An 18,296-nucleotide genomic window follows, 5' to 3' on the forward strand; every position below is an offset into this window, starting at 1 on the left:
ATCTCATGAACCGGTTGCGGTGGCCCCAGAAGCTGGCGCTCGGCACTGGCGCGCTGCTCGTGCTGTGGGGAGTGGCCGGATTCTTCGTGACCGGCTTCTCCGGGTTCGCCGCCGAGTCCGAGACCTGGATCCTCTGGTTGCGCGTCAACCCGTTGCAGAACGTCATCCACCTCGTCCTCGGTGCCGCGCTCCTGCTCTCCGCTCCGCGCCTGAAGGCGTTGAGCGGAACAGCACTGCTGGTGGCGGTGCTGTTCCTCGTGATGTTCGGACTCGGTCTCGCCCGCTACGACGACCAGGTCGTGAACTTCCTCAACGTCAACCCCGGCAGCAACGCGCTGCACTTCATCGCCGGGTTCGCCGCACTGGCGGCCGCGCAGGGCGCCGCGTGGTGCCGCCAGTGCGACCGGGCCGCGCTCAAGCCTGCCTGAGCAGCTTGCGCACGGCCCGTTCCGGGTCTCCCCCGCCGATGACCTCGCCCTGCTCGAACGCCTCGACCAGGCGCGGGTCCACGTAGGAGTTCCTCGCCACGGTCGGCGTGTTGCCCAGCTCCGCCGCGACCTCCTTCATCACCGCGCTGACCGCGCGCTGCGAGGGCTTGCCGCGCTCCTTCAGCACCTCCGCGAAGAACTGCGCGGCGAACACCGTGGCGCGCCAGGTGCGCAGGTCCTTCACGCTGAACTCGTCGCCGACCAGCTCCCGGAAGCGCTCGTTGACGTCGTCCGCGGTGATCTCGAAGACGCGGCAGTCCGGCGTCTTGCCCCGCAGCAGCGACTTGAGCGCCCTGGCGAGCTCGGGGTCGGTGATCTCCTGGTCGACCTCGACCCCGGACTTGGCCGGGAAGTGGAACCGGATCCGGTCCCCGCGCACGGCGAGGTGCTCGCAGAGCAGGGTGGCGACGCCGTGGGTGCCGTTCTCCTCCACGTACTGCTCGTGGCCGACGCGGAAGATGCCGCGGTCGAGCAGGCGCAGCGCGATGGCGAGCAGCCTCGTGCGGCCTCGGGACCTCATGTCCCGCGCGACCTGCTCGCGGAACTTCCCGAGCTTCGGCGCGAGCTTCAGCACCCGGTCGAACTTCTCCGCGTCCCGTTCGGCGCGCCACTGCTCGTGGTAGAGGTACTGGCGGCGGCCCGCGTCGTCGTAGCCGACCGCCTGGATGTGGCCGGTGGGGTGCGGGCAGATCCACACCTCGCGCCACGCGGGAGGAATGACCAGGTCCTTCGCCCGCGTGACGTCGTCGGCGGTGAGGGTCTGCCCCTTCGCGTCGAGGTAGCGGAACCCCTTGCCCTGACGGCGGCGGGTCCAGCCCGGACCTGCCGGGTTGCTGCGGCGCAGTCTCATGTGGCCACTCCGAGGTTGATCAGCACGAGGTGCGGGTACCCGCTCGCCGATGAATAACTACACGGTCGGCGTGGAACAGGAGTTCCTCCTCGTCGACCCGGAAACGCGGCGGCCGGTGGCGCTGGCGCCCCGAGTGCGGGAGATCTCCCGGGCCCCTGGCGACCTCGACGTCCAGGGTGAGCTGACGCCGTTCCAGATCGAGGTCGCCACCGGCGTCACCTCGTCCTTCGCCGAGCTCGACGAGCAGGTGCGACGCGGGCGGCGCGTGCTCGTGGACGCCGCGGACTCCGCCGGGTGCCGGCTCGTGGCGACCGGGATGCCGCCGATCGGCAAAGCCGGTCCGCCTCCCGGATCGGACGACCCCCGATATCATCAGATCGAGTACTCCCACCGCCGGCTCGTGGCCGGGCAGGGCGCGTGCGGGCTGCACGTCCACGTCGGCGTCCCGGACGAGGCGGAGGCGCTGCGGGCGTCCAACAAGCTGCGGGTGTGGCTGCCGACGCTGCTCGCGCTGAGCGCGAACTCCCCGATCTACGAGGGAGAGGACACCGGCTACGCCAGCTGGCGGTCGATGGTCTGGTCGCGCTGGCCGGTGAGCGGCCCGCCGCCGTCGTGGGACGGTCCCGAGCACTACGGCAGGACGGTCGACGCGCTCATCGCGTCGCAGGCCCTGCTGGACCGGGCGATGGTCTACTGGGACGTCCGCCCGTCGGCCGATCATCCGACCGTTGAGGTGCGCGTCGCCGACATCCCGCAACTGGCAACGGAAGTCGCGGTCCTCGCCGAGCTGATCGGTGCCCTCGTCGTGACGGAACCCTCCGAAGGACGGGTGGACGATTCCGTGCTGCGGGCGGCATATTGGCGTGCGTCGCGCGACGGGGTCGACGGACTGGCCGCCGATCCACACACCGGAAACCTCTCCCCCGCGTTCGACCGGGCGGTGTCGCTCGTGGAGCACGTCGAGGTCGCCCTGCGCGATCGCGGCACGCTGTCTACTGTGGAGCAGCACCTCGACTGGTTGCGTCACAACGGCTGCGGCGCCACCCGGCAACGACGCTGCCCGGACCCCGAGTCCCTTGTGGACGTGCTGATCGCCCGAACGCGTGAGGAAACCTGATGCGCCTCCCCGCTCCCCGCGGCCACATGAGTTCCGCCCTGGTCGCGGCGCTGCGCCTGCCTCCCCCGCCGCGGCCCGCACTGCTCGTCAGCGGTGGCACCAGGGACGCGTGGCTGGACGACGACCTCCAGCTGTCGCTGTGGATCTGCTACGAGCTGCGGACGCGCGGCTTCGACGACGCCGCCGGCTGGGAGGAGCTCCCGGCGCTGGCCCAGTTCCACGCCGTCCTCGAAGCGCGGTGGGAGGAGGCGCTGCGGTCGCTGACCGAGGTGACGACGCCCGCCCCGCTGTCGGAGGAGGGGCTCGCGGAACTGCGCGGGCACCACGCGTTCTGGCAGCCGCGCCGCGAGATGCGGTCGGTGCTGCGCGACATCCAGGGCGACGCGTACGGCACGCGCTCCGAGCGCACGCACTCGGTGCTGTTCACCGTGACGTTGCGCGACCTGGACCCGTTCGCCCGCGTCGACGAGATGCCCGCCCCCACCCTCGCGCTCGCGAACGCGCTGTCGTTGTTCGGGATGCACCGGCGGCTGGTCGGCGCGCTGGTCGGGTTCCTGACCGCGGTCGACACCATCGGCGGTGACCCGTTCGCGCAGCTGCTGCCCGTGCAGTGCCCGCCGGAGGACGTCCGCCTGGGCTTCACCGCGTGCCACGAACTGCACGCCCGGCTGACCCGGCACGTGCACGCGTCGCTGGAGGCGGGACGCAGCTCACTGAGGGGCCGTTGGTCGCTCGCACAGGGGCGCGTTAACGTTGGGTGCTGATGCTTTGAAGGGAGACAGCGTGCCCGACCCCACCGCTCTGGCCTCCGTGGTCGTCGACCGGATCGCATCCGACGTCGTCGTGCTGCACGTGTCCGGTGAACTCGACACCACCTCCAGCGGCGAGCTGACCAGCCCGCTGGAGACGCACGTCGTGCAGGGCCTGCGGGCCGTGCTGGTCGATCTCGCCGGCGTCCGGTTCCTCGGCTCGGCCGGGCTGGAGGCCCTGGTGCTGGGCCAGCAGCGCGCGTCCCGCGCCGACGTGGAGTTCGTCGTGGTGGCGTCCACCAGGGCGGCTCTGCGGCCGATCGAGGCGACCGGGCTCGACTCGGTGTTCACGATCGTGGCCTCGCTCGACGAGGCGGCGGAGCGCTACGCGGACTCGAAGTAACCTCCGGTCGGCCCGTCCCGCACCAGCCTCAGGACGATCTCGGCGTCCCGCTCGGCCGCGTTGATCCGCATCCGGGGGAACGCCTTCGCGTACTGCGCCGTGACGACGGTCGCGGCCGCCCTGGTCAGCGTCTCCGGAGCGCTGACGTTGACCACGACCGGGGCGGCCGACCGTTCCAGCGCCGGCAGGCAGGCCTGCAGGACCCGTGCCAGGCCGGCGACCTTGGCCTCGAACGTCTCCGGCGCGAGGCCCGCCGCGTTGACCAGGACGTCGAGCTCGTCCACCGCCAGTGCCGACATCGCGTCATTCCGGTGGACGGTGTGGCCCGCCCGCTCGAGCCGGTGGGCCGTCTCCTGACCGAACTCCTCGTCCGCCCCGGTGATCAGCACAACCGCCATGCCCTCCACGTTAATCCTGGCCGATGTCCTCGTACCAGAGCTCGGGGCGCTCCGCGATGAACGTCGTCATCAGCTCGACGAGCGCCGGGTCCTCGACGACGGTGATGCCGACGCCGTGCTCCGCCAGCCAGTCGTGGCCGCCGTGGAACGTGGTGGCCTCGCCGATCAGGACGTTCGAGATGCCGAACTGGCGGACCAGGCCGCTGCAGTACCAGCACGGCGACAGGGTCGTGACCATGGTCGTGCCGCGGTAGCTCCGCTGGCGGCCCGCGTTGCGGAAGGCCGATGTCTCCGCGTGCATGGAGGCGTCGTCGTCCTGCACGCGGCGGTTGTGGCCCCGGCCCAGCAGAGCGCCGTCGCCGTCGAAGAGCGCCGCGCCGATGGGAATCCCGCCCTCGGCGAGTCCCGTCCGCGCCTCTTCGACGGCGACGGCCAGCATGTCCTCAGCTGTCATGCCCCTGAAGCTACTTCGTCCTGAACAACTTCACCGTCATCGACGTGCCGCTCTGGCGGACGACCTTCGGTCGGACTGCCGCGGTGGCCGGGTTCCGCGGCTCGACACGTCCTGAAGTCGGTTGTCCCGCAACAGGTGTTGACCGAATGCCCGGTACGTCGGGAAAGTGGTGGATTCCGTTCCCCGACGTGTCGGGAGGTCGACAGTGTCGTCGATGCAAATCGGAGTGAGCAGGCCGCCGCTGGACGTGGCGGACCTGCCGGAACCCGAGAAGGTGTTCAAGGTCAGCAAGCTGGGGCCGCTGCAGGTGGTCCAGTTCGTCATCGGCCCGAGCCTGATCGCGCTCGGCATCTCGATCGGCAGCGGCGAGTGGCTGCTCGGCCCGCAGGCGGTCGGCAAGTTCGGCTTCGTCGGCATCGGCTGGGTCATCACGGTGTCGGCGTTGCTGCAGACGTTCTACAACGTGGAGATCGCCCGCTACGTCGTGGCGACGGGCGAGACCCCGGTCATCGGCTGGGGCCGCGTGCCGCCCGGCTGGAAGTTCTGGGTCCCGGTCTCCCTGGCGGTCTTCTACTTCGCGTTCATCTTCGGCGGCTGGGCGGCGGGCGCCGGACAGGGGCTCTTCGCCCTGATCGCGGGCCGCGGCTACCGCCCGGACGAGATCGAGCAGGTGCGACTGCTCGCGATCGGCCTGCTCGTCGTGGTCTTCCTGATCACCGCGGGCGCCCGCAAGGTGTCCCGCGCCCTGGAGTTGACGAACTGGGTGCTGGTCGGCACGTTGCTGCTCGTGCTGCTCGTGGTGACGGTCGCGATCGTGCCGTTCTCCGTGTGGTGGGAGGGGATCCGCGGTCTGGTGACCCCTGCCGCACCCCCGTCCGGCATCACGGCCACCCAGCTCGGCGGCCTGGCCGGCTTCACCGCGCTGGCGTCCGGGCTGAACTGGTACGCGATGAGCCACTACCGCGACAAGGGCTACGGCATGGGCCACCACGTCGGGTTCATCGCGGGCATGCGCGGCGGCAAGCAGGAGCTGCGCCCGGTCGGAGTGACCTTTGTGGACACCCCGGCGAACGCGTCGCTGTGGCGCCGCTGGTACCGGCTGCTGCTGATCGACCAGTGGGCCGTGTTCTTCGTCGGCGCGATGCTCGGCATGCTGCTCCCGACCGTGCTGATGGCCCACATCGTCGCGGTCTCCGGCGAACAGCCGACGGCCGCGAACGTGCCCACGTTCTCCGCCGAACAGCTCGGCCTGCTCTACGGCCAGGGCATGTTCTACCTGATGCTCGTGGTCGGCGTGCTGGTGCTGTTCTCCACCCAGCTCGGCATCTTCGAGGCGCTGGTCCGCAACTTCACCGACGCCGCGCACGCCGTCTCACCCCGGCTGCGCAAGCGGATCGAGGACGACCCGCGCCGCTTCTACTACCCGTTCATGCTCCTGGTGCTGGCGATCATCGCCGGCGCGCTGCACCTCGCGCTGCCCGTGGAACTCGTGCAGATCTCGGCGAACATGTCGAACCTCGGCGCGCTGATGTTCCCGTTCGCGTTGATGTACCTGAACTCCCGCCTGCCGCGCCCGGCCCGGCCCCGGTGGTGGCACCACGTGATCCTCGTGCTGAACGTGGTGTTCTTCGGGTTCTTCTTCGTGAACTTCGTCTACGAGTACTTCTCCGGAGGCCCGCTGGTGCGCTTCTGACGGGGTCGCTGCACGAACTGGCGGATGTCGCCCAGCGCGTCCTCCGCCCTGCCGCCGAGCTGCGGGTCGCCCAGGAGCTCCCGCAGCCTCGGCACCACCTCGGGCAGCACCTCGCGGTCGATCCTGCCGACGTGTCCCAGGCACGTGACAGCGAGCTGGGCGAGGTCGCGGTCCGCACCGCGGGTGATGCCGAGGAGGATGCGCTGCAGCTGCTCGCGTTCCGGGTCGTGCCGCACCAGGGCGAGCATGGCCTGGAAAGCCGGGATGCCGCCCGCCCGGAGTTCACCGTGCCAGCGCACCACGCACTCGTCGATCACGACCTCGGCCGAGTGGTCCAGCAGCTCCTCGAGGGCGCCCGTCGCGGTGGCCCAGCCACCGCCCTCGACGCGCACGACCAGTTCGTCGTCCACCACTGCGGCGACCGGGTCACCGTCCCACTCGAACACGATCCCGCCGAGCGCCTCGGTCTCGCTGATGCCGCGCCAGCCGCCGAGGGCCGCCCGGACCTCCTCCAGCCGGCTCACTTCGGCGGCAGCGCTTCCACGAACTCGCGGCACCGCGCGATCCAGTCCTCCAGCGCCTCGTCCTCCGCCACCGCCTCACCGTCGACGACCACCCAGCCGTTCATCGGCCGTCCGGTGAAGTCGAAGACTCGGGCGCCGGGCGCAGCCAGCGCGTCGGCCTGCGCCTCCGGGCCGACACGGGCGATCAGGTCCGAACCCAGGGCTCCTACCAGCAGGTTTCCCCGCCACAGGAACACCAGGCTGCCGAACATCTTCTTCGTGGTCAGGTCTGGGAGGTCGCCCAGCGACTCGCCCAGGCGGTGGGCCAGGCCCTCGTCGTACGCCATGTGCTGAATGTTGTCTCAGCGAGTTGCCAGGCGCCTCTCAGTTTCTTGTGGCTTCATGGACGTACAGGACATTTAGGAGGCCCCCTTGTTCGGCTTGGTCGGCTGGATCGTCGGTTGGCTGTTGACGCTGTTCATCATCGTGATGATCGGCCGGATGATCGTCGACTGGGCGGTCACGCTGCAGGCGCGCGGCGACTGGGTGTGGAAGGTGCGCCGGGTGACGCACGCCGTCACCGAGCCCGTGCTGTCGCCGGTGCGCAAGGTGCTCCCGCCTCTGCGGTTCGGCGGGTTCGGGCTCGACCTGGCGTTCACGGTGGTGTTCATCGCGGCGCTGATCCTCAGGTCGATCGTGTGGTGAGGACGCCGGGGTTGAGCAGGCCCTGAGGGTCCAGCGCGGCCTTGGCACCGGACAGGGCCGCGCCGAAGACGCCGGGCCGTTGGCGCGTGTACCAGGGCATGTGGTCGCGGCCGACGGCGTGGTGGTGCGTGATCGTGCCGCCCGCGTTCAGCAGTGCCTCGGACACCGCGGCCTTGATCTCGTCCCACTGCGCGGTGAGGCTGCCCCACCTGCCCGGCGCGTAGATGCCGTAGTAGGGCGCGGGGCCGTCCGGGTAGACGTGGGTGAAGCGGCACGTGACGATGCCGACGCCGCACACCTCCCGCAGCGCCTCGGTCGCCGCCGTGGTCACCGCCGCGTGCAGTTCGGGGAACCGGTCCCAGGTGCAGGCCGTCTCGAACGTCTCGGTGATCATCGCGTGCTGCGCCATCGCGTCACGCTGATAGGGCATGCGCAGGAACGACTTCCGCCACCGCTGCGCCGCACCCTCGACGACCTCGCCGTCACCGCAGAGGTCCAGCGCCCGCGCCAGAAGCGCGTCGACGGGGTGGTCGGCCGACTCGAAACCCAGCACCAGCACGGAGGACGGCGACCCGGCGTTGAGGAACGCCTCCGCCGGGTCCAGCAGCCGGCAGTTGGCGGGGTGGAGCCCGGACTGCGCGATCAGCCGCGCCGCCTCGACGGCCCGTTCCCACGACGCGAACCGCACCGACGCGCCCGCCCGGTGCACCGGCGGCGCCTGCAGCCGCATCCACGCCTCGGTGATCACCCCCAACGCGCCCTCGGACCCGAGGAAGAGCCGGTCCGGCGACGGCCCCGCACCCGACCCCGGCAACCGCCGCGACTCGCTGATCCCCTGCGGCGTCACGACCCTGAGCGACTCGGCCAGGTCGTCGACGTGCGTGTAGAGCGTGGCGTAGTGCCCACCGGCCCGAGTCGCGAGCCAGCCGCCGAGCGTCGAGAACTCGAACGACTGCGGGAAGTGCCGCAACGTCAAGCCGTGCGGCTTCAGCTGCTCCTCCAGCGCCGGCCCCAGCACACCGGCCTGGATCCGCGCGGCCCGGCTCGTCGCGTCGACCTCCAGCACCCGGTCCAGGTGCCGCAGGTCGAGCGTCACGACCCGGCCCAGCTCACGCGGCTCCACCCCGCCGACGACGGAAGTGCCACCACCGAAGGGAATCACCGACACGTCGTTGCCCGAACACCAGTCGAGCACGTCCACGACGTCCTGCTCGGTGCGCGGCCTCGCCACCGCGTCCGGCACCTGCCCCAGGTCACCGGCGAGGTTGCGCGTGACATCGCGATAGGCCTGGCCGCGGGCGTGCGTGAGACGGTCGACGGGGTCGGTCGAGAACAGCGCGCCCGCCTCGACGCGCGACTCCGGCACGTCGAGCGCGGCGGGGTCAGGCGGCTCGTGGAACGTCAGGTCCGCGTCCGGCAGCACCGCCCGGACCCGCTCGACCAGCGCACGGCGTTCCTCCGGGGTGACGGCGTCCTCGACGGTGCCCCAGCCCCACCACGACCTCGTTGTCATGGCGAGCAACCATAAGCGAAACGCAGCAGTTCTGGAATGACCTGAGTACATCTACTCGCGCGTGCACGCCGACCGCGTCGCTAGCGTCAGCGGCATGAAGACCTGGGGGGTCGCACTTGTGGTTCTGCTCGCGGTCGCGCTCGGCGTGACCGCGTACGTCGTCAGCAGACCGGACGGCGACAGCACCACCGACGAGATGGCCGAACGGATCGCGACGCGCATCAGCTACCCGGTGCGCCCCGACGGCAACGCCTACGCCCGCTCCGCCCTGGAGGGCGACACCGATCCCGAGCACTTCGCGGTGCTGGAGATCGTCGACAGCCCCACGACCGACCCGCAGAAGGCGCACGCCGGCCTGCTGTTCCGGATCCACCACCCCGGCATCTCCCGGGACGACCAGCCGTGGCGGCTCTGGGACGTGGACCCGGTGACCGCCTGCTACCGCGCCGGCTTCACCTACTACGGCGTCACCGACGGCGGCCCGGACCGAGTCCGCTGCCCCGCCGACGCGAGCCCGATCACCCCGCCACCCGCCCAGCGCACCGGCGTTCCCGAGAACTACCTCGAAGCCTTCAAGACGATCCTCGCCGCCCTGCCGCCCACCCCCGCACAGGACGAGGTGCTGGCGGCGTTGCGCGCGAAACTCCCGCCGGTGCCCGTCGACGAGCAGACCAAGCTGCCCTGGGCCGAGCCGCGCCTCGACACCTTCGTCAAGGACGGCAACGTCGGGGTGGTCGCCGCCGGTGGCGGTTCGTGCCTCAACGGCGTACGGCTCGCTGACGGAACCGTTGCCGCGTGGTACCCGCCGCGCGTGCAGACCCAGCCCGGCGAGTTCGGGTGCTCCGGGGAGAGCGCGCTGCGGCTCCACGGGACTCCTCCGCCGAAGTGACCCGCGCCTAGCCAGCTCCGAAGCACACGAACCCGACGGCCGCCGCATAAGCAGCGTCGTCGGCGGCGGCCCGTTGCACGGCGGCCAAAGCCTCGGCCGGTGCCATCCCGGCGACCAGCTTCTGGTGCAGCTCCACCATCACCGGGGCGGTGCCGTCCGTCGGCACCGGTACCACGGGCGCGATCAACGTCCGAGTCCCCAACCCCAGCAACGCAGCTGTGAACCCCATCAATTCATCACCGGGACGAACCGCGGACTGACCGGTGTCACAAGCCGACAGCACCACCCGAGTGGGCGGGCGGCGCAGGCGCTCGATGTCGTAGACGGTCAGCGGCCCGTCGGCCAACTCCAAGGCCGAGAACAGCGGGTTGTCGACGCGGAACGAGCCGTGCGCTGCCACGTGTGCCAGGGCGGCACCGTCCATTGCGGACGCGACGGCGCTCACGGTCGCCTCGGAATCCACCAGGACCCGCCCCGGCACGTGCGCACTGATCGCCTTGATCTCGGCGGGCGCGGCGGCCATGCGCGGGCCGGCGGCCAGCACGGCTTCACCGGAGGCATCGGCGACCGAGGTGGCGCGCAGCCACACCGAGGCCGAAGGGGCGACGGTCACCTGGCGGTTCAGCACTCCCCACGGCAGGCCGTTCAGGGCACCCGTCGGCACGACCACCAGAGGACGGTCCTCGATCCGTGCGGCCAACGGCTCGAGCAAGCGGCGGGCCAGCAGCATGGCCGCGTGCGACGCCGATGAGCGGGCCACGGCCAGGTTCGGCAGGGTGGGAGGCAGGGTCACCAGGCGGTGCAGGGCGAAGCGAAGCAGGCGGATCTCGCGGACCACGCCCTCCACGGGGCCGAGGGAGTGCAACGACGAGCGGCCGCCGGCCAGCACCACCGCCATCAGCGAGCCGTCGTACTGCACGAACTCGATCAACGCCGACGGGCCCAGGGCGGCGACCAGCGAGCTGACCGGCGGGGGTTTGAAGACGGAGACCTCGCCGGACAGCTGACGCGTCAGGTCGCGGACCCGTTGTTCGGCGCGGACCAGGCGGCCTCGCAACGCGCCCGCCGGTTTGCCCGCCAGCACAGCGGTTTCGACGTCGGCGGACACCGCGCGCAGGGACGCCAGGGCGTCTTCCAGGCGCGGGTCGTCCGGTGGCGACACGGACTTCATCCGCAGGGCGCCGGCGCGCCAGCTCTCGGTCCACGACAGGACGCGCGCCGCGTTCCCGGACGCCACCGCCAGCCGGAGGCCCTCCGACGCGAGGGCCTGGCCCTGCACGCCCGCCGACGCGCGCAGTTCGGCCGCACCCAGCGACACGCGGTACTCGTCCAGCAGGCCGAGGCCCCGGCGCAACGCGGACGAGGTGCCCCGCACGTCGTCGGAGAGCTTGCGGCGCAACGCTTCCGCGTACCAGCCGCGGACGCGCAGGCCCGCCGGGCCGCGCAGCCGGGCAGAAGCCGCGAGGGAGAACTCCCGCACAGCCCTCTTCCGGTGGCCCAGGTCGGCGGCCACCAGACCGGCGTCGATGCGGGCCTCCAGGGCGGGGAGCCGCCAGTCCATCGCGTCCAGTTCCGAAGCCACCCGCGACAACGCGAGGCGCAGAGGACGGGAGCGGTCGCCGCGCAGCACGGCCGCGTGCAGTTCGAGGTAACGGGCACCGGCCGCCCACAGCAGGCGTTGCTCGCGACGGAAGCGGCGGCGCGCTTCGGCGGCGAAGGAGTTCGCCGCATCGGGATCGTCGTCCAGCAACGCGATGCGGGCGCGGAAGTACAGGGCTTCCGAGACGCCCAGGGGGTTCTTCAAGGTCTTCAACTCGGTGATCGCGCGGTCGGCGGCGGCGCGGGCCTCGTCCAGCAGTGGCACCGAGACGAGCAGTTCCAGGCGGTTCACCAGGAGCACCGGGCGCATCACGTCGAGGCGGCGGTACACCTCCTCGGCCTGGTCGAACAGCGACAGCGCGGCCGGCACGTCACCGCCCCGGGTCGCCATGATGCCCGCGTTCCAGTTCACGTCGGCGACGCCGAGCTCCTGGCCCAGCTCGCCCAGCAGTGAGGCGGCCAGGGCGAAGTCGGCCGACGCCTCGCGCATGTTGCCGACGTACGCGCGCACGAGGCCGCGGTTGTTGAGAGCGCGCGCCTGCACCAGTTGGTCGCCCACGCGGCGGGCACCGGCGATGGCGGCGGTGTAGTCGCGCTGCGCGTCGTCGTAGCGCGTCAGGTAGTGGAAGACGACGCCGCGCTGCATCAACGCGGCCACCGAGTCCGCACCCGTCAGCGACGGCATCGCGTCGTCCAGCAACGTCAGCGCGGCCTTCTGCTTGCCCGTGTACGCGAGCACCCACGCCAGGCTCATCTGCGCCAGGGCGGACAACCGCGGCAGCGAGGCCTCGGACGCGATCCTGATCGAGCGGCGGAGGTGGCGGGCCGCGCCGGGGAAGTCGTGCATCTCGCGCAACGCGAGGCCGATCGCACGCTCGGCGATGGACCATTCCGCGCGATCTTCCGTCGTGCGGAGCACCGCGCGGGCCATCTCCACGGCCGCACGCGGGTTGCGCTGCCTGGCCTCCAGCGCGTCCTCCGCGGAAAAGTCGGTCACGGCGACACTTTATCCGCTGTGGTAGCTTGATCAAGCTCGGTCGGGGTGCCCGTCAACGCTGCTTTAGTGAGGCCGTGGTGTCGAAATCGCCAGAAAGCGCGGAGCTTTACCAAAGAGCTTTTCTGCAGCTCATCGCCGAGGACAAGACCATCAGCTTCCACGCCGAACGCGGGCGTGAATTCCTTTATCGACCCGGCCAGCTGCTCGTCGGAGCCGAGGACCAACAACGCGTGGTCGAAAAGCTGCGAGAAAACGGTATCGGCGCCCGGCCGGGCGAAGGATTCGCCGGTTTGGCGCGATTGACGTTGCCGAACAACGCGGAGGACATTCCCCGCATTGTTCGCCTGTTGCGGGATCAGCGGAACTGGCCGAACGAGCGCGTCCCGCTCGTGCAGCCGCACCACGTGATCGTCGGGCACGGCGGCCTCGTCATGGGCAACCCTGGCGACCGCCCCTACCCCACCGACCCGATCTCCGCGCCGAAGTTCGACGAGCGCCTCAAGAACGTCCGCGTCGGCATCATCGACACCGGCATCGCGCAGGACGCGGGCAGCGACCACTCCGACTGGTTCGACGGCCGCTACGCCAAGGAGGCCGACGACGTCGACGCCGCCTACAGCAGCGGCGACAACTTCGCGTTGCAGGGCGGGCACGGCACGTTCGTCGCGGGCGTCATCCAGAACGCGGCTCCCGGCGTCACGTTCGACCCGGAGGCGGGCCTCGACCCGAACGGTTTCGGTGACGAGGAACGGATCTGCGCCAAGATCACCGAGCTCGGCAAGAAGAAGATCAACCTCCTGAACCTGTCGCTCGGCTGCTTCACCGCGGACGACGTGGCCTCGGAACCGTTGCGGCGCACCATCGAGGCGCTGCCGCGCGACATCGTCGTGGTGGCCTCCGCCGGCAACCAGGGCACGCAGCGGCCGAGCTGGCCCGCCGCGCTGTGCGGGGTCACCGCCGTCGCCGCCGCCCAGCAGGAGCGGGACGGCTCGATCGGCCCGGCGTTCTACTCGAACTGGGGTCACTGGGTCGACGCGTGCGCGATCGGCAACCGCGCCTCCACCTACCTCAAGGGCGAGTGGCAGCTGCCCGGTGAGCCCGCCGCCACGCCGTTCGCGCTGTGGGCGTACTGGTACGGCACGTCGTTCGCCGCTCCCCTCGTCACGGGCCGGATCGCCGCCACCATGGTCGCCGACGGTGTCGACGCAGGTCAGGCACGTGACAAACTCCTGAGCGGACCGGAGTTCCACCCCGGCTACGGAATTTTCGTCAAATAGTTGTATCTGGGGAGCAACCTCGGCCTCCGCCAGTTGTGACAGCAAGGAGTCGACGTGACGTCTGCATCCCCGATCGCCGCGCTCGTGAGCGCGGCGGCCGAGGGCGACCAGTCGGCGTGGAACGAGATCGTGGACCGTTACACGCCGCTGGTGGTGTCGGTGATCTACAAGCACCGGCTGCGCCCGTCGGATGCGGCCGACGTGAACCAGACGCTGTGGCTTCGGCTCGTGGAGCAGATCGGACGACTGCGCGAGCCGGAAGCCCTGCCGGGCTGGATCATGACGACCACCCGCAACGAGTGCCTGCGCGTGCTGCGCGTGCAGCAGCGCACGCACCTCTACGACCCGTTGTCGGAGTCCGACGCGCTGGAGTCGGAGCAGGTGGACGCGGACGTGGAGGCGGACCTGCTGGCGGTGGAGCGGCGGCAGGCGTTGCGGGACGGGTTCGCCGAGCTGACGGACCAGTGCAAGCGGTTGCTGACGAAGCTGATGACCGATCCGCCGCCGAGCTACCAGGTCGTGAGCGAAGAGCTCGCGATGCCGGTCGGCAGCATCGGCCCCACGCGGATCCGCTGCCTGGAGAAGTTGCGGAAGACCACTGCGCTGTCAGCGTTTCTCGGATCATCGGTCAAGAGAGGAGGTGTGCTGGGTGCGGCACGACTGGGACAGTGACGACGTACTGCTCGACGCCTTGCGCGACGCGTTGAGCACACCTCAGGACGAGGTTCCGCCGGAGTTCGTCGAGGCCGCGAAGGCCGCGTTCACCTGGCGGACCATCGACGAGGAGCTGCTGCTCATCACGTCGTACGACTCCGTCCTGGACGACACGCTCTTCGCCCGTGCGCGGTCCACGGCGACGGCACGGCAGTTGGTGTTCGACGCGGACGGCGTGATGCTGCAGGTCGAGGTGTCGGCGGCGGGGATCACCGGCCAGCTGATGCCGGCAACGGAGTCGATCACGCTGGTGACACCGAACGGCGACCACGAGACCGCGGCGGTCGACGAACTGGGGACCTTCGTCATGGGGGCCGCGCCGCGCGGGCCGGTGAAGTTCCGGTTCCCCAGCGGCTGCACCGATTGGTTCATCCTATAACTCGCCATTCGCGCGACGGGCAATTCGCTCGTTCGGCCCACATCCTCGGCCAGTAGGGTTGTCGACGCTCAGAATTCGCATCGCGAGAGGTGTGCTGCTGTGGTCGATCGAGTCAGCTGGGTTCCGGAAGGTGTCAACGTCGACGTCCCGAGTTCCGCCCGGATCTACGACTACCTGCTCGGCGGCGGGCACAACTTCGAGGCGGACCGCGCGACGGCGGAAGCACTGATCAAGGTGCTTCCGGTGCGGGGCATGGCACGGCTCAACCGCGCCTACCTGCGCCGCGCCGTGCTCGAACTGGCGGACCTGGGCATCCGCCAGTTCCTGGACCTGGGTTCGGGCATTCCGACGGTCGGCAACGTGCACGAGGTGGCGCACGAGGTCGCCCCCGACTCGAAGGTCGTGTACGTCGACTTCGAGCCCGTGGCGATCACGCACGCCGAACTGATGCTGGCCGACGAGCCGAACGTGACGGCGTTGCTGGCTGACCTGCGCGAGCCGGAGAAGGTCGTGGCGCAGGCACGGCAGCACCTCGACTTCTCCCAGCCGATCGGCCTGCTCGTCGTGGGCGTCCTGCAGTTCATCCCCGACTCGGACGACCCGTGGGGCGTGCTGGCGCGGTACGTGGACGCGCTCGCCCCCGGTTCGTACCTGGCGCTGTCGCACTTCACCGCGGACAGCATGCCGGCGGCCATGGCTGCGGGTAAGGAGATCTTCGCGAAGACCGCGGAGCCGATCACCCCGCGCACCAAGGCCCAGGTGGCGGACATGCTGGCGGGCACCGAGATCGTGGAGCCCGGCATCGTGTTCACGCCGCAGTGGCGCCCGGAGACCCCCGAGGACGTCGGCGAGGAGCCGTCCAAGGCCAACCTCTACGCCGCGGTGGGTCGCAAGCCCTGATGTCCCCCTCGCCCCTCGCACAGCGCTGGGCGGCTGTTCTGATCGAGAGCGCGTACTCGCCGATGTCACGGCGGAAGCTGACGCAGCACCTCGAGGAACACGCCGCCCGGCTGCGTGCCGGGCAAGCAGCGGTCGCCATCGGCGAATGGCTGGTGCGCAAGCGCTTCACCGGTCCCGACTCGTTGCGGCGCACGCTGGAGGTCCTCGCACCGGAGTTCTCGCCGGAGGTGCTCGGGGCGCTCGCGTCCGGGTACGTGCGGGCCACGCGCGACCAGTTGTTCGCCGAGCAGGAGAAGGTCAAGGACTCCCTGCTGAAGGCCGTCGAAGCCGCACAACGCGACCTGCACGACAGCGAGGCCCGGTTCGCCCAGGTCTTCGCGACGACGGCGGTCGGTATCGCGATCTTCGACCTGCACGGCGCGGTCGTGGAGGCGAACGAGGCGCTGGCGGCGATCCTCGGCCACGAGGAGATGCCGAAGGAGCTGTTCACCGAACCGGACGCGGCCGCGCTGGCGGCGGCGTGCCGGCGGATGATCGAGTCCTCTGTGGACACCGACAGGCGCGAGTGGGAGCTCACCCGCGGCAACGGCGACACGGTGTGGGCGAACGTGGTGCTGTCCGTGCTGCGCGGCTCGAACGGGACGGCGAGGTTCCACGTCGCGCTGGTCGAGGACGTGACCGAACAGCGGATGCTGCAGGAGTGGCTGCGCCACCAGTCGCTGACCGACCTGCTGACGGGCCTGCCGAACCGGGCGTCCTTCACGGACAAGCTGGAGTCCGCGCTCGCGACCGGCGAGCCGTACACGCTGGGGTACCTGGACGTCGACAGCCTGACGATCGTCAACGACGGCCTGGGGTACGCGGCCGGGGACGCCGTGCTCGTCGAGGTGGCGCGACGGTTGCGGTTCGTGCTGCCGGACGCGGTGGTGGCGCGGGTCGGCGGCGACGAGTTCGTGGTGCTGATCCACGGCTCCCCCGACGTCGCGGCGCTGGCGGCGACGATCGACGAGGAGCTGTCCGAGCCGGTGTACCTGGAGGGCGCGGGCGTCGCGGTGTCGACGTCGATCGGCTTCGTGCACACCTCCGGCCCCGGCGTGGACCCGACGGCGGTGCTGCGGCGCGCGCATTCGACGTTGCGCAGGGCCGAGACCGGCGGCAAGAGGCAGTGGGGCATCTACGACCACGAGGCCGACACGGCCGACCGCACCCGGTTCGCGCGGATCGCGGCGATGCCCGGCGCCTTCGAGAACGGCGAGATCACCGTGGAGTACGCGCCGGTGTCGTGGATCTCGGGCCCGCTCGCCTTCGTGGAGGCCTCCGTGCGCTGGGGTGCGAGCCTGCACGACGACGTGGTGGCCTACGCGGACGCTCTCGGCCTGGCCGCACGGGTCGGGCGGCTGGTGCTGCAGGACGCCTGCTCCCGCGGTGAGCCGGTGCTGATCAGGCTGTCGCGCGACCAGTCACGCGACCCGGACCTCGCGGCGCACGTGCGGTCCACGTTGCGGGCGAGCTCGTTCCCGGCGTCGTCGTTGTTCCTGGCGCTCGACGTGCGGGCGATGCCGGACGGCGAGGAGAACCTCGAGGTGTTGCACGACATGGGCGTGCACGTGCTGCTGCACGAGTTCGGCGGCGGGTTCGCCGGGCTGTCCACTGTGGACCGCAGTCCGGTCTGGGGAGTCCGGCTGGCACGGCCGCCTTCGGAACGGCTGGCGCGGCAGGGACTCTCGCTCATGGTGCCGCTGCTGCGCTCGGCCGGCGTGCACGTCATCGGCGGGCCGGGTGACCCGGACGAGCTCCAGGCGCTCGGGGTCGACCTGGTGGTCTCGCGGTGAGTGGTTGTGGCCGTCAGGGAGACCACAACCACTCGACGGCTGACTAGGCCGCGTCCTCGAACGTCGTGGCCTGGACGGTCGCGGATCCGCCGAAGTTGCGGACGACCTGGGCCTTCTCCGCGGCGTTCGGGTTGGCGTTCTTGCACGACGTGCCGGCGCTGGCACCAGACATCAGGTCGGTGCACAGACCCGTCCGGCGGTCCGGCAGGCCCAGGATGTGGCCGAGCTCGTGCGCGGCGATCCTGACCTTGTCGTGGCCTTCGGTGACGGCCTGGCGGCCCATCCAGACCCGGCCGTTGCCGAGGCTGGTCGTCTGGGCACGGGGCCACCCGTTGTCCGCGACGATGGTGATGTTGACGGAACCGCTGTTCCGCTTCACCAGCTTCACGGTGTTGGGCAGCTGCGTGTTCCACACGTTCGCGCCGGCGTCGACGGACGCCACGAACTCAGCGGCTCCGGCCGAGTTGTAGTAGAGCGTGCGGGGCGCGGCTTCCGCGGTGCCGATGAGACCGACCGACATGGCGGCGGCACTCGCGACAACAGCGATTGTTTTGCGCAGGGACACAGGAATCTCCTCGCAATGCAGGGTGATTGCACCCCGACTGTATCGCTGCGGCGTTGGCGCACAAGAAGAGTCAAGTGTGAAGCGGCGCTGGCACGGTCAAGTGCGTTCGTAGGTGATCTTCCGCCGCGCATCGCCGGCGTGCCGCCTGGTGAGCGGAAACGCGCCCTACGACCGGACCTGGCGCGCACACCCGCCACGGACAGGGCGCGGCCGAACGGGCGAATAACTGTTCACACGCGACTGGTTCTGATGGACCGGAAGGCGGAGCGTT

General features: G+C 70.5%; 21 protein-coding genes. 12 read left to right on the forward strand and 9 right to left on the reverse strand.

What is annotated here, in order from left to right; all coding sequences use genetic code 11:
• Positions 1-5: 5 nt before the first annotated feature.
• Positions 6-428: a DUF4383 domain-containing protein gene (locus IE307_RS22650; protein WP_191300712.1), complete on the forward strand. Its 423-nt coding sequence runs from the start codon at positions 6-8 to the stop codon at positions 426-428.
• On the opposite strand, the gene IE307_RS22655 is transcribed toward IE307_RS22650, so the two are convergent.
• On the reverse strand, positions 415-1,338 hold the full coding sequence (locus IE307_RS22655; protein WP_191300714.1) for a DNA topoisomerase IB: 924 nt from the start codon (positions 1,336-1,338) through the stop codon (positions 415-417). The two genes, IE307_RS22650 and IE307_RS22655, sit on opposite strands and share 14 nt — an antisense overlap.
• A gap of 49 nt (positions 1,339-1,387) precedes the next feature.
• On the opposite strand from IE307_RS22655, the gene IE307_RS22660 reads away from it, so the two are divergent.
• Genes IE307_RS22660 through IE307_RS22670 form a run of 3 tightly spaced genes read left to right on the forward strand, consistent with a single transcriptional unit; the run spans position 1,388 to position 3,607 of the window.
• Entirely contained in the window at positions 1,388-2,455 is a 1,068-nt protein-coding gene (locus IE307_RS22660; protein WP_191300716.1) for a carboxylate-amine ligase, read from the forward strand.
• The gene (locus IE307_RS22665; RefSeq protein ID WP_191300717.1) at positions 2,455-3,219 is read left to right on the forward strand and encodes an iron-containing redox enzyme family protein; all 765 of its coding nucleotides are present in this window, start codon (positions 2,455-2,457) and stop codon (positions 3,217-3,219) included. The genes IE307_RS22660 and IE307_RS22665 overlap by 1 nt, the downstream gene beginning before the upstream one ends.
• A 19-nt stretch (positions 3,220-3,238) precedes the next feature.
• A complete protein-coding gene (locus IE307_RS22670) occupies positions 3,239-3,607 on the forward strand; it encodes an STAS domain-containing protein (protein WP_191300720.1) in 369 nt (122 codons plus the stop codon).
• Here the strand turns inward: IE307_RS22670 and IE307_RS22675 are convergent.
• Together IE307_RS22675 and IE307_RS22680 are read right to left on the reverse strand one after the other, a co-directional pair.
• Positions 3,589-4,005: a Rossmann-fold NAD(P)-binding domain-containing protein gene (locus IE307_RS22675; RefSeq protein ID WP_191300722.1), complete on the reverse strand. Its 417-nt coding sequence runs from the start codon at positions 4,003-4,005 to the stop codon at positions 3,589-3,591. The two genes, IE307_RS22670 and IE307_RS22675, sit on opposite strands and share 19 nt — an antisense overlap.
• Before the next feature lie 10 nt (positions 4,006-4,015).
• Positions 4,016-4,459 carry a nucleoside deaminase gene (locus IE307_RS22680; protein ID WP_229904969.1) on the reverse strand — a complete coding sequence of 148 codons (444 nt, stop codon included), beginning with the start codon at positions 4,457-4,459 and terminating at the stop codon, positions 4,016-4,018.
• Between the two features lie 214 nt (positions 4,460-4,673).
• Between IE307_RS22680 and IE307_RS22685 the strand changes: the two genes are divergently transcribed.
• Positions 4,674-6,152: an Nramp family divalent metal transporter gene (locus IE307_RS22685; protein WP_191300724.1), complete on the forward strand. Its 1,479-nt coding sequence runs from the start codon at positions 4,674-4,676 to the stop codon at positions 6,150-6,152.
• Here the strand turns inward: IE307_RS22685 and IE307_RS22690 are convergent.
• Both IE307_RS22690 and IE307_RS22695 read right to left on the reverse strand, forming a co-directional pair.
• Positions 6,113-6,676 (reverse strand): hypothetical protein, encoded by a 564-nt coding sequence (locus IE307_RS22690; protein WP_191300726.1) that lies wholly within the window; start codon positions 6,674-6,676, stop codon positions 6,113-6,115. The two genes, IE307_RS22685 and IE307_RS22690, sit on opposite strands and share 40 nt — an antisense overlap.
• Positions 6,673-7,002 carry a TfoX/Sxy family protein gene (locus IE307_RS22695; RefSeq protein ID WP_191300728.1) on the reverse strand — a complete coding sequence of 110 codons (330 nt, stop codon included), beginning with the start codon at positions 7,000-7,002 and terminating at the stop codon, positions 6,673-6,675. Before IE307_RS22695 ends, IE307_RS22690 begins: the two co-directional genes overlap by 4 nt.
• Positions 7,003-7,087: 85 nt before the next feature.
• On the opposite strand from IE307_RS22695, the gene IE307_RS22700 reads away from it, so the two are divergent.
• Positions 7,088-7,360, forward strand: coding sequence for a YggT family protein (locus tag IE307_RS22700; RefSeq protein WP_229904970.1), 273 nt, complete (start codon positions 7,088-7,090; stop codon positions 7,358-7,360).
• Here IE307_RS22700 and IE307_RS22705 read toward each other — a convergent pair.
• Positions 7,341-8,873: an FAD-binding oxidoreductase gene (locus IE307_RS22705; protein ID WP_191300730.1), complete on the reverse strand. Its 1,533-nt coding sequence runs from the start codon at positions 8,871-8,873 to the stop codon at positions 7,341-7,343. The two genes, IE307_RS22700 and IE307_RS22705, sit on opposite strands and share 20 nt — an antisense overlap.
• A 94-nt stretch (positions 8,874-8,967) precedes the next feature.
• Here IE307_RS22705 and IE307_RS22710 point away from each other — a divergent pair, with 94 nt between their 5' ends.
• Positions 8,968-9,762, forward strand: coding sequence for a hypothetical protein (locus tag IE307_RS22710; protein ID WP_191300732.1), 795 nt, complete (start codon positions 8,968-8,970; stop codon positions 9,760-9,762).
• 7 nt (positions 9,763-9,769) lie between these two features.
• Here IE307_RS22710 and IE307_RS22715 read toward each other — a convergent pair whose 3' ends face one another.
• Both IE307_RS22715 and IE307_RS46890 read right to left on the reverse strand, forming a co-directional pair.
• Positions 9,770-12,358, reverse strand: coding sequence for a CHAT domain-containing protein (locus IE307_RS22715; protein WP_229904971.1), 2,589 nt, complete (start codon positions 12,356-12,358; stop codon positions 9,770-9,772).
• On the reverse strand, positions 12,355-12,759 hold the full coding sequence (locus tag IE307_RS46890; RefSeq protein WP_229904972.1) for a hypothetical protein: 405 nt from the start codon (positions 12,757-12,759) through the stop codon (positions 12,355-12,357). The genes IE307_RS22715 and IE307_RS46890 overlap by 4 nt, the downstream gene beginning before the upstream one ends.
• On the opposite strand from IE307_RS46890, the gene IE307_RS22720 reads away from it, so the two are divergent.
• The 5 genes from IE307_RS22720 to IE307_RS22740 all read left to right on the forward strand — a co-directional run bounded on the left by IE307_RS22720 (position 12,748) and on the right by IE307_RS22740 (position 17,460).
• On the forward strand, positions 12,748-13,635 hold the full coding sequence (locus tag IE307_RS22720) for a S8 family peptidase (protein WP_229904973.1): 888 nt from the start codon (positions 12,748-12,750) through the stop codon (positions 13,633-13,635). The two genes, IE307_RS46890 and IE307_RS22720, sit on opposite strands and share 12 nt — an antisense overlap.
• A 54-nt stretch (positions 13,636-13,689) precedes the next feature.
• A complete protein-coding gene (locus IE307_RS22725; protein ID WP_191300735.1) occupies positions 13,690-14,307 on the forward strand; it encodes an RNA polymerase sigma factor in 618 nt (205 codons plus the stop codon).
• On the forward strand, positions 14,285-14,728 hold the full coding sequence (locus tag IE307_RS22730; protein ID WP_191300737.1) for a hypothetical protein: 444 nt from the start codon (positions 14,285-14,287) through the stop codon (positions 14,726-14,728). The genes IE307_RS22725 and IE307_RS22730 overlap by 23 nt, the downstream gene beginning before the upstream one ends.
• Before the next feature lie 99 nt (positions 14,729-14,827).
• The gene (locus IE307_RS22735; RefSeq protein WP_191300740.1) at positions 14,828-15,628 is read left to right on the forward strand and encodes an SAM-dependent methyltransferase; all 801 of its coding nucleotides are present in this window, start codon (positions 14,828-14,830) and stop codon (positions 15,626-15,628) included.
• On the forward strand, positions 15,628-17,460 hold the full coding sequence (locus IE307_RS22740; protein ID WP_191300742.1) for a diguanylate cyclase domain-containing protein: 1,833 nt from the start codon (positions 15,628-15,630) through the stop codon (positions 17,458-17,460). Before IE307_RS22735 ends, IE307_RS22740 begins: the two co-directional genes overlap by 1 nt.
• A 43-nt stretch (positions 17,461-17,503) precedes the next feature.
• Here the strand turns inward: IE307_RS22740 and IE307_RS22745 are convergent, their stop codons facing one another.
• The gene (locus IE307_RS22745) at positions 17,504-18,025 is read right to left on the reverse strand and encodes a snapalysin family zinc-dependent metalloprotease (RefSeq protein ID WP_229904974.1); all 522 of its coding nucleotides are present in this window, start codon (positions 18,023-18,025) and stop codon (positions 17,504-17,506) included.
• Between the last annotated feature and the right edge of the window lie 271 nt (positions 18,026-18,296).

The organism is Lentzea cavernae (assembly GCF_014653695.1).
In the GTDB taxonomy this organism is placed as follows: Bacteria; Actinomycetota; Actinomycetes; order Mycobacteriales; family Pseudonocardiaceae; genus Lentzea; species Lentzea cavernae.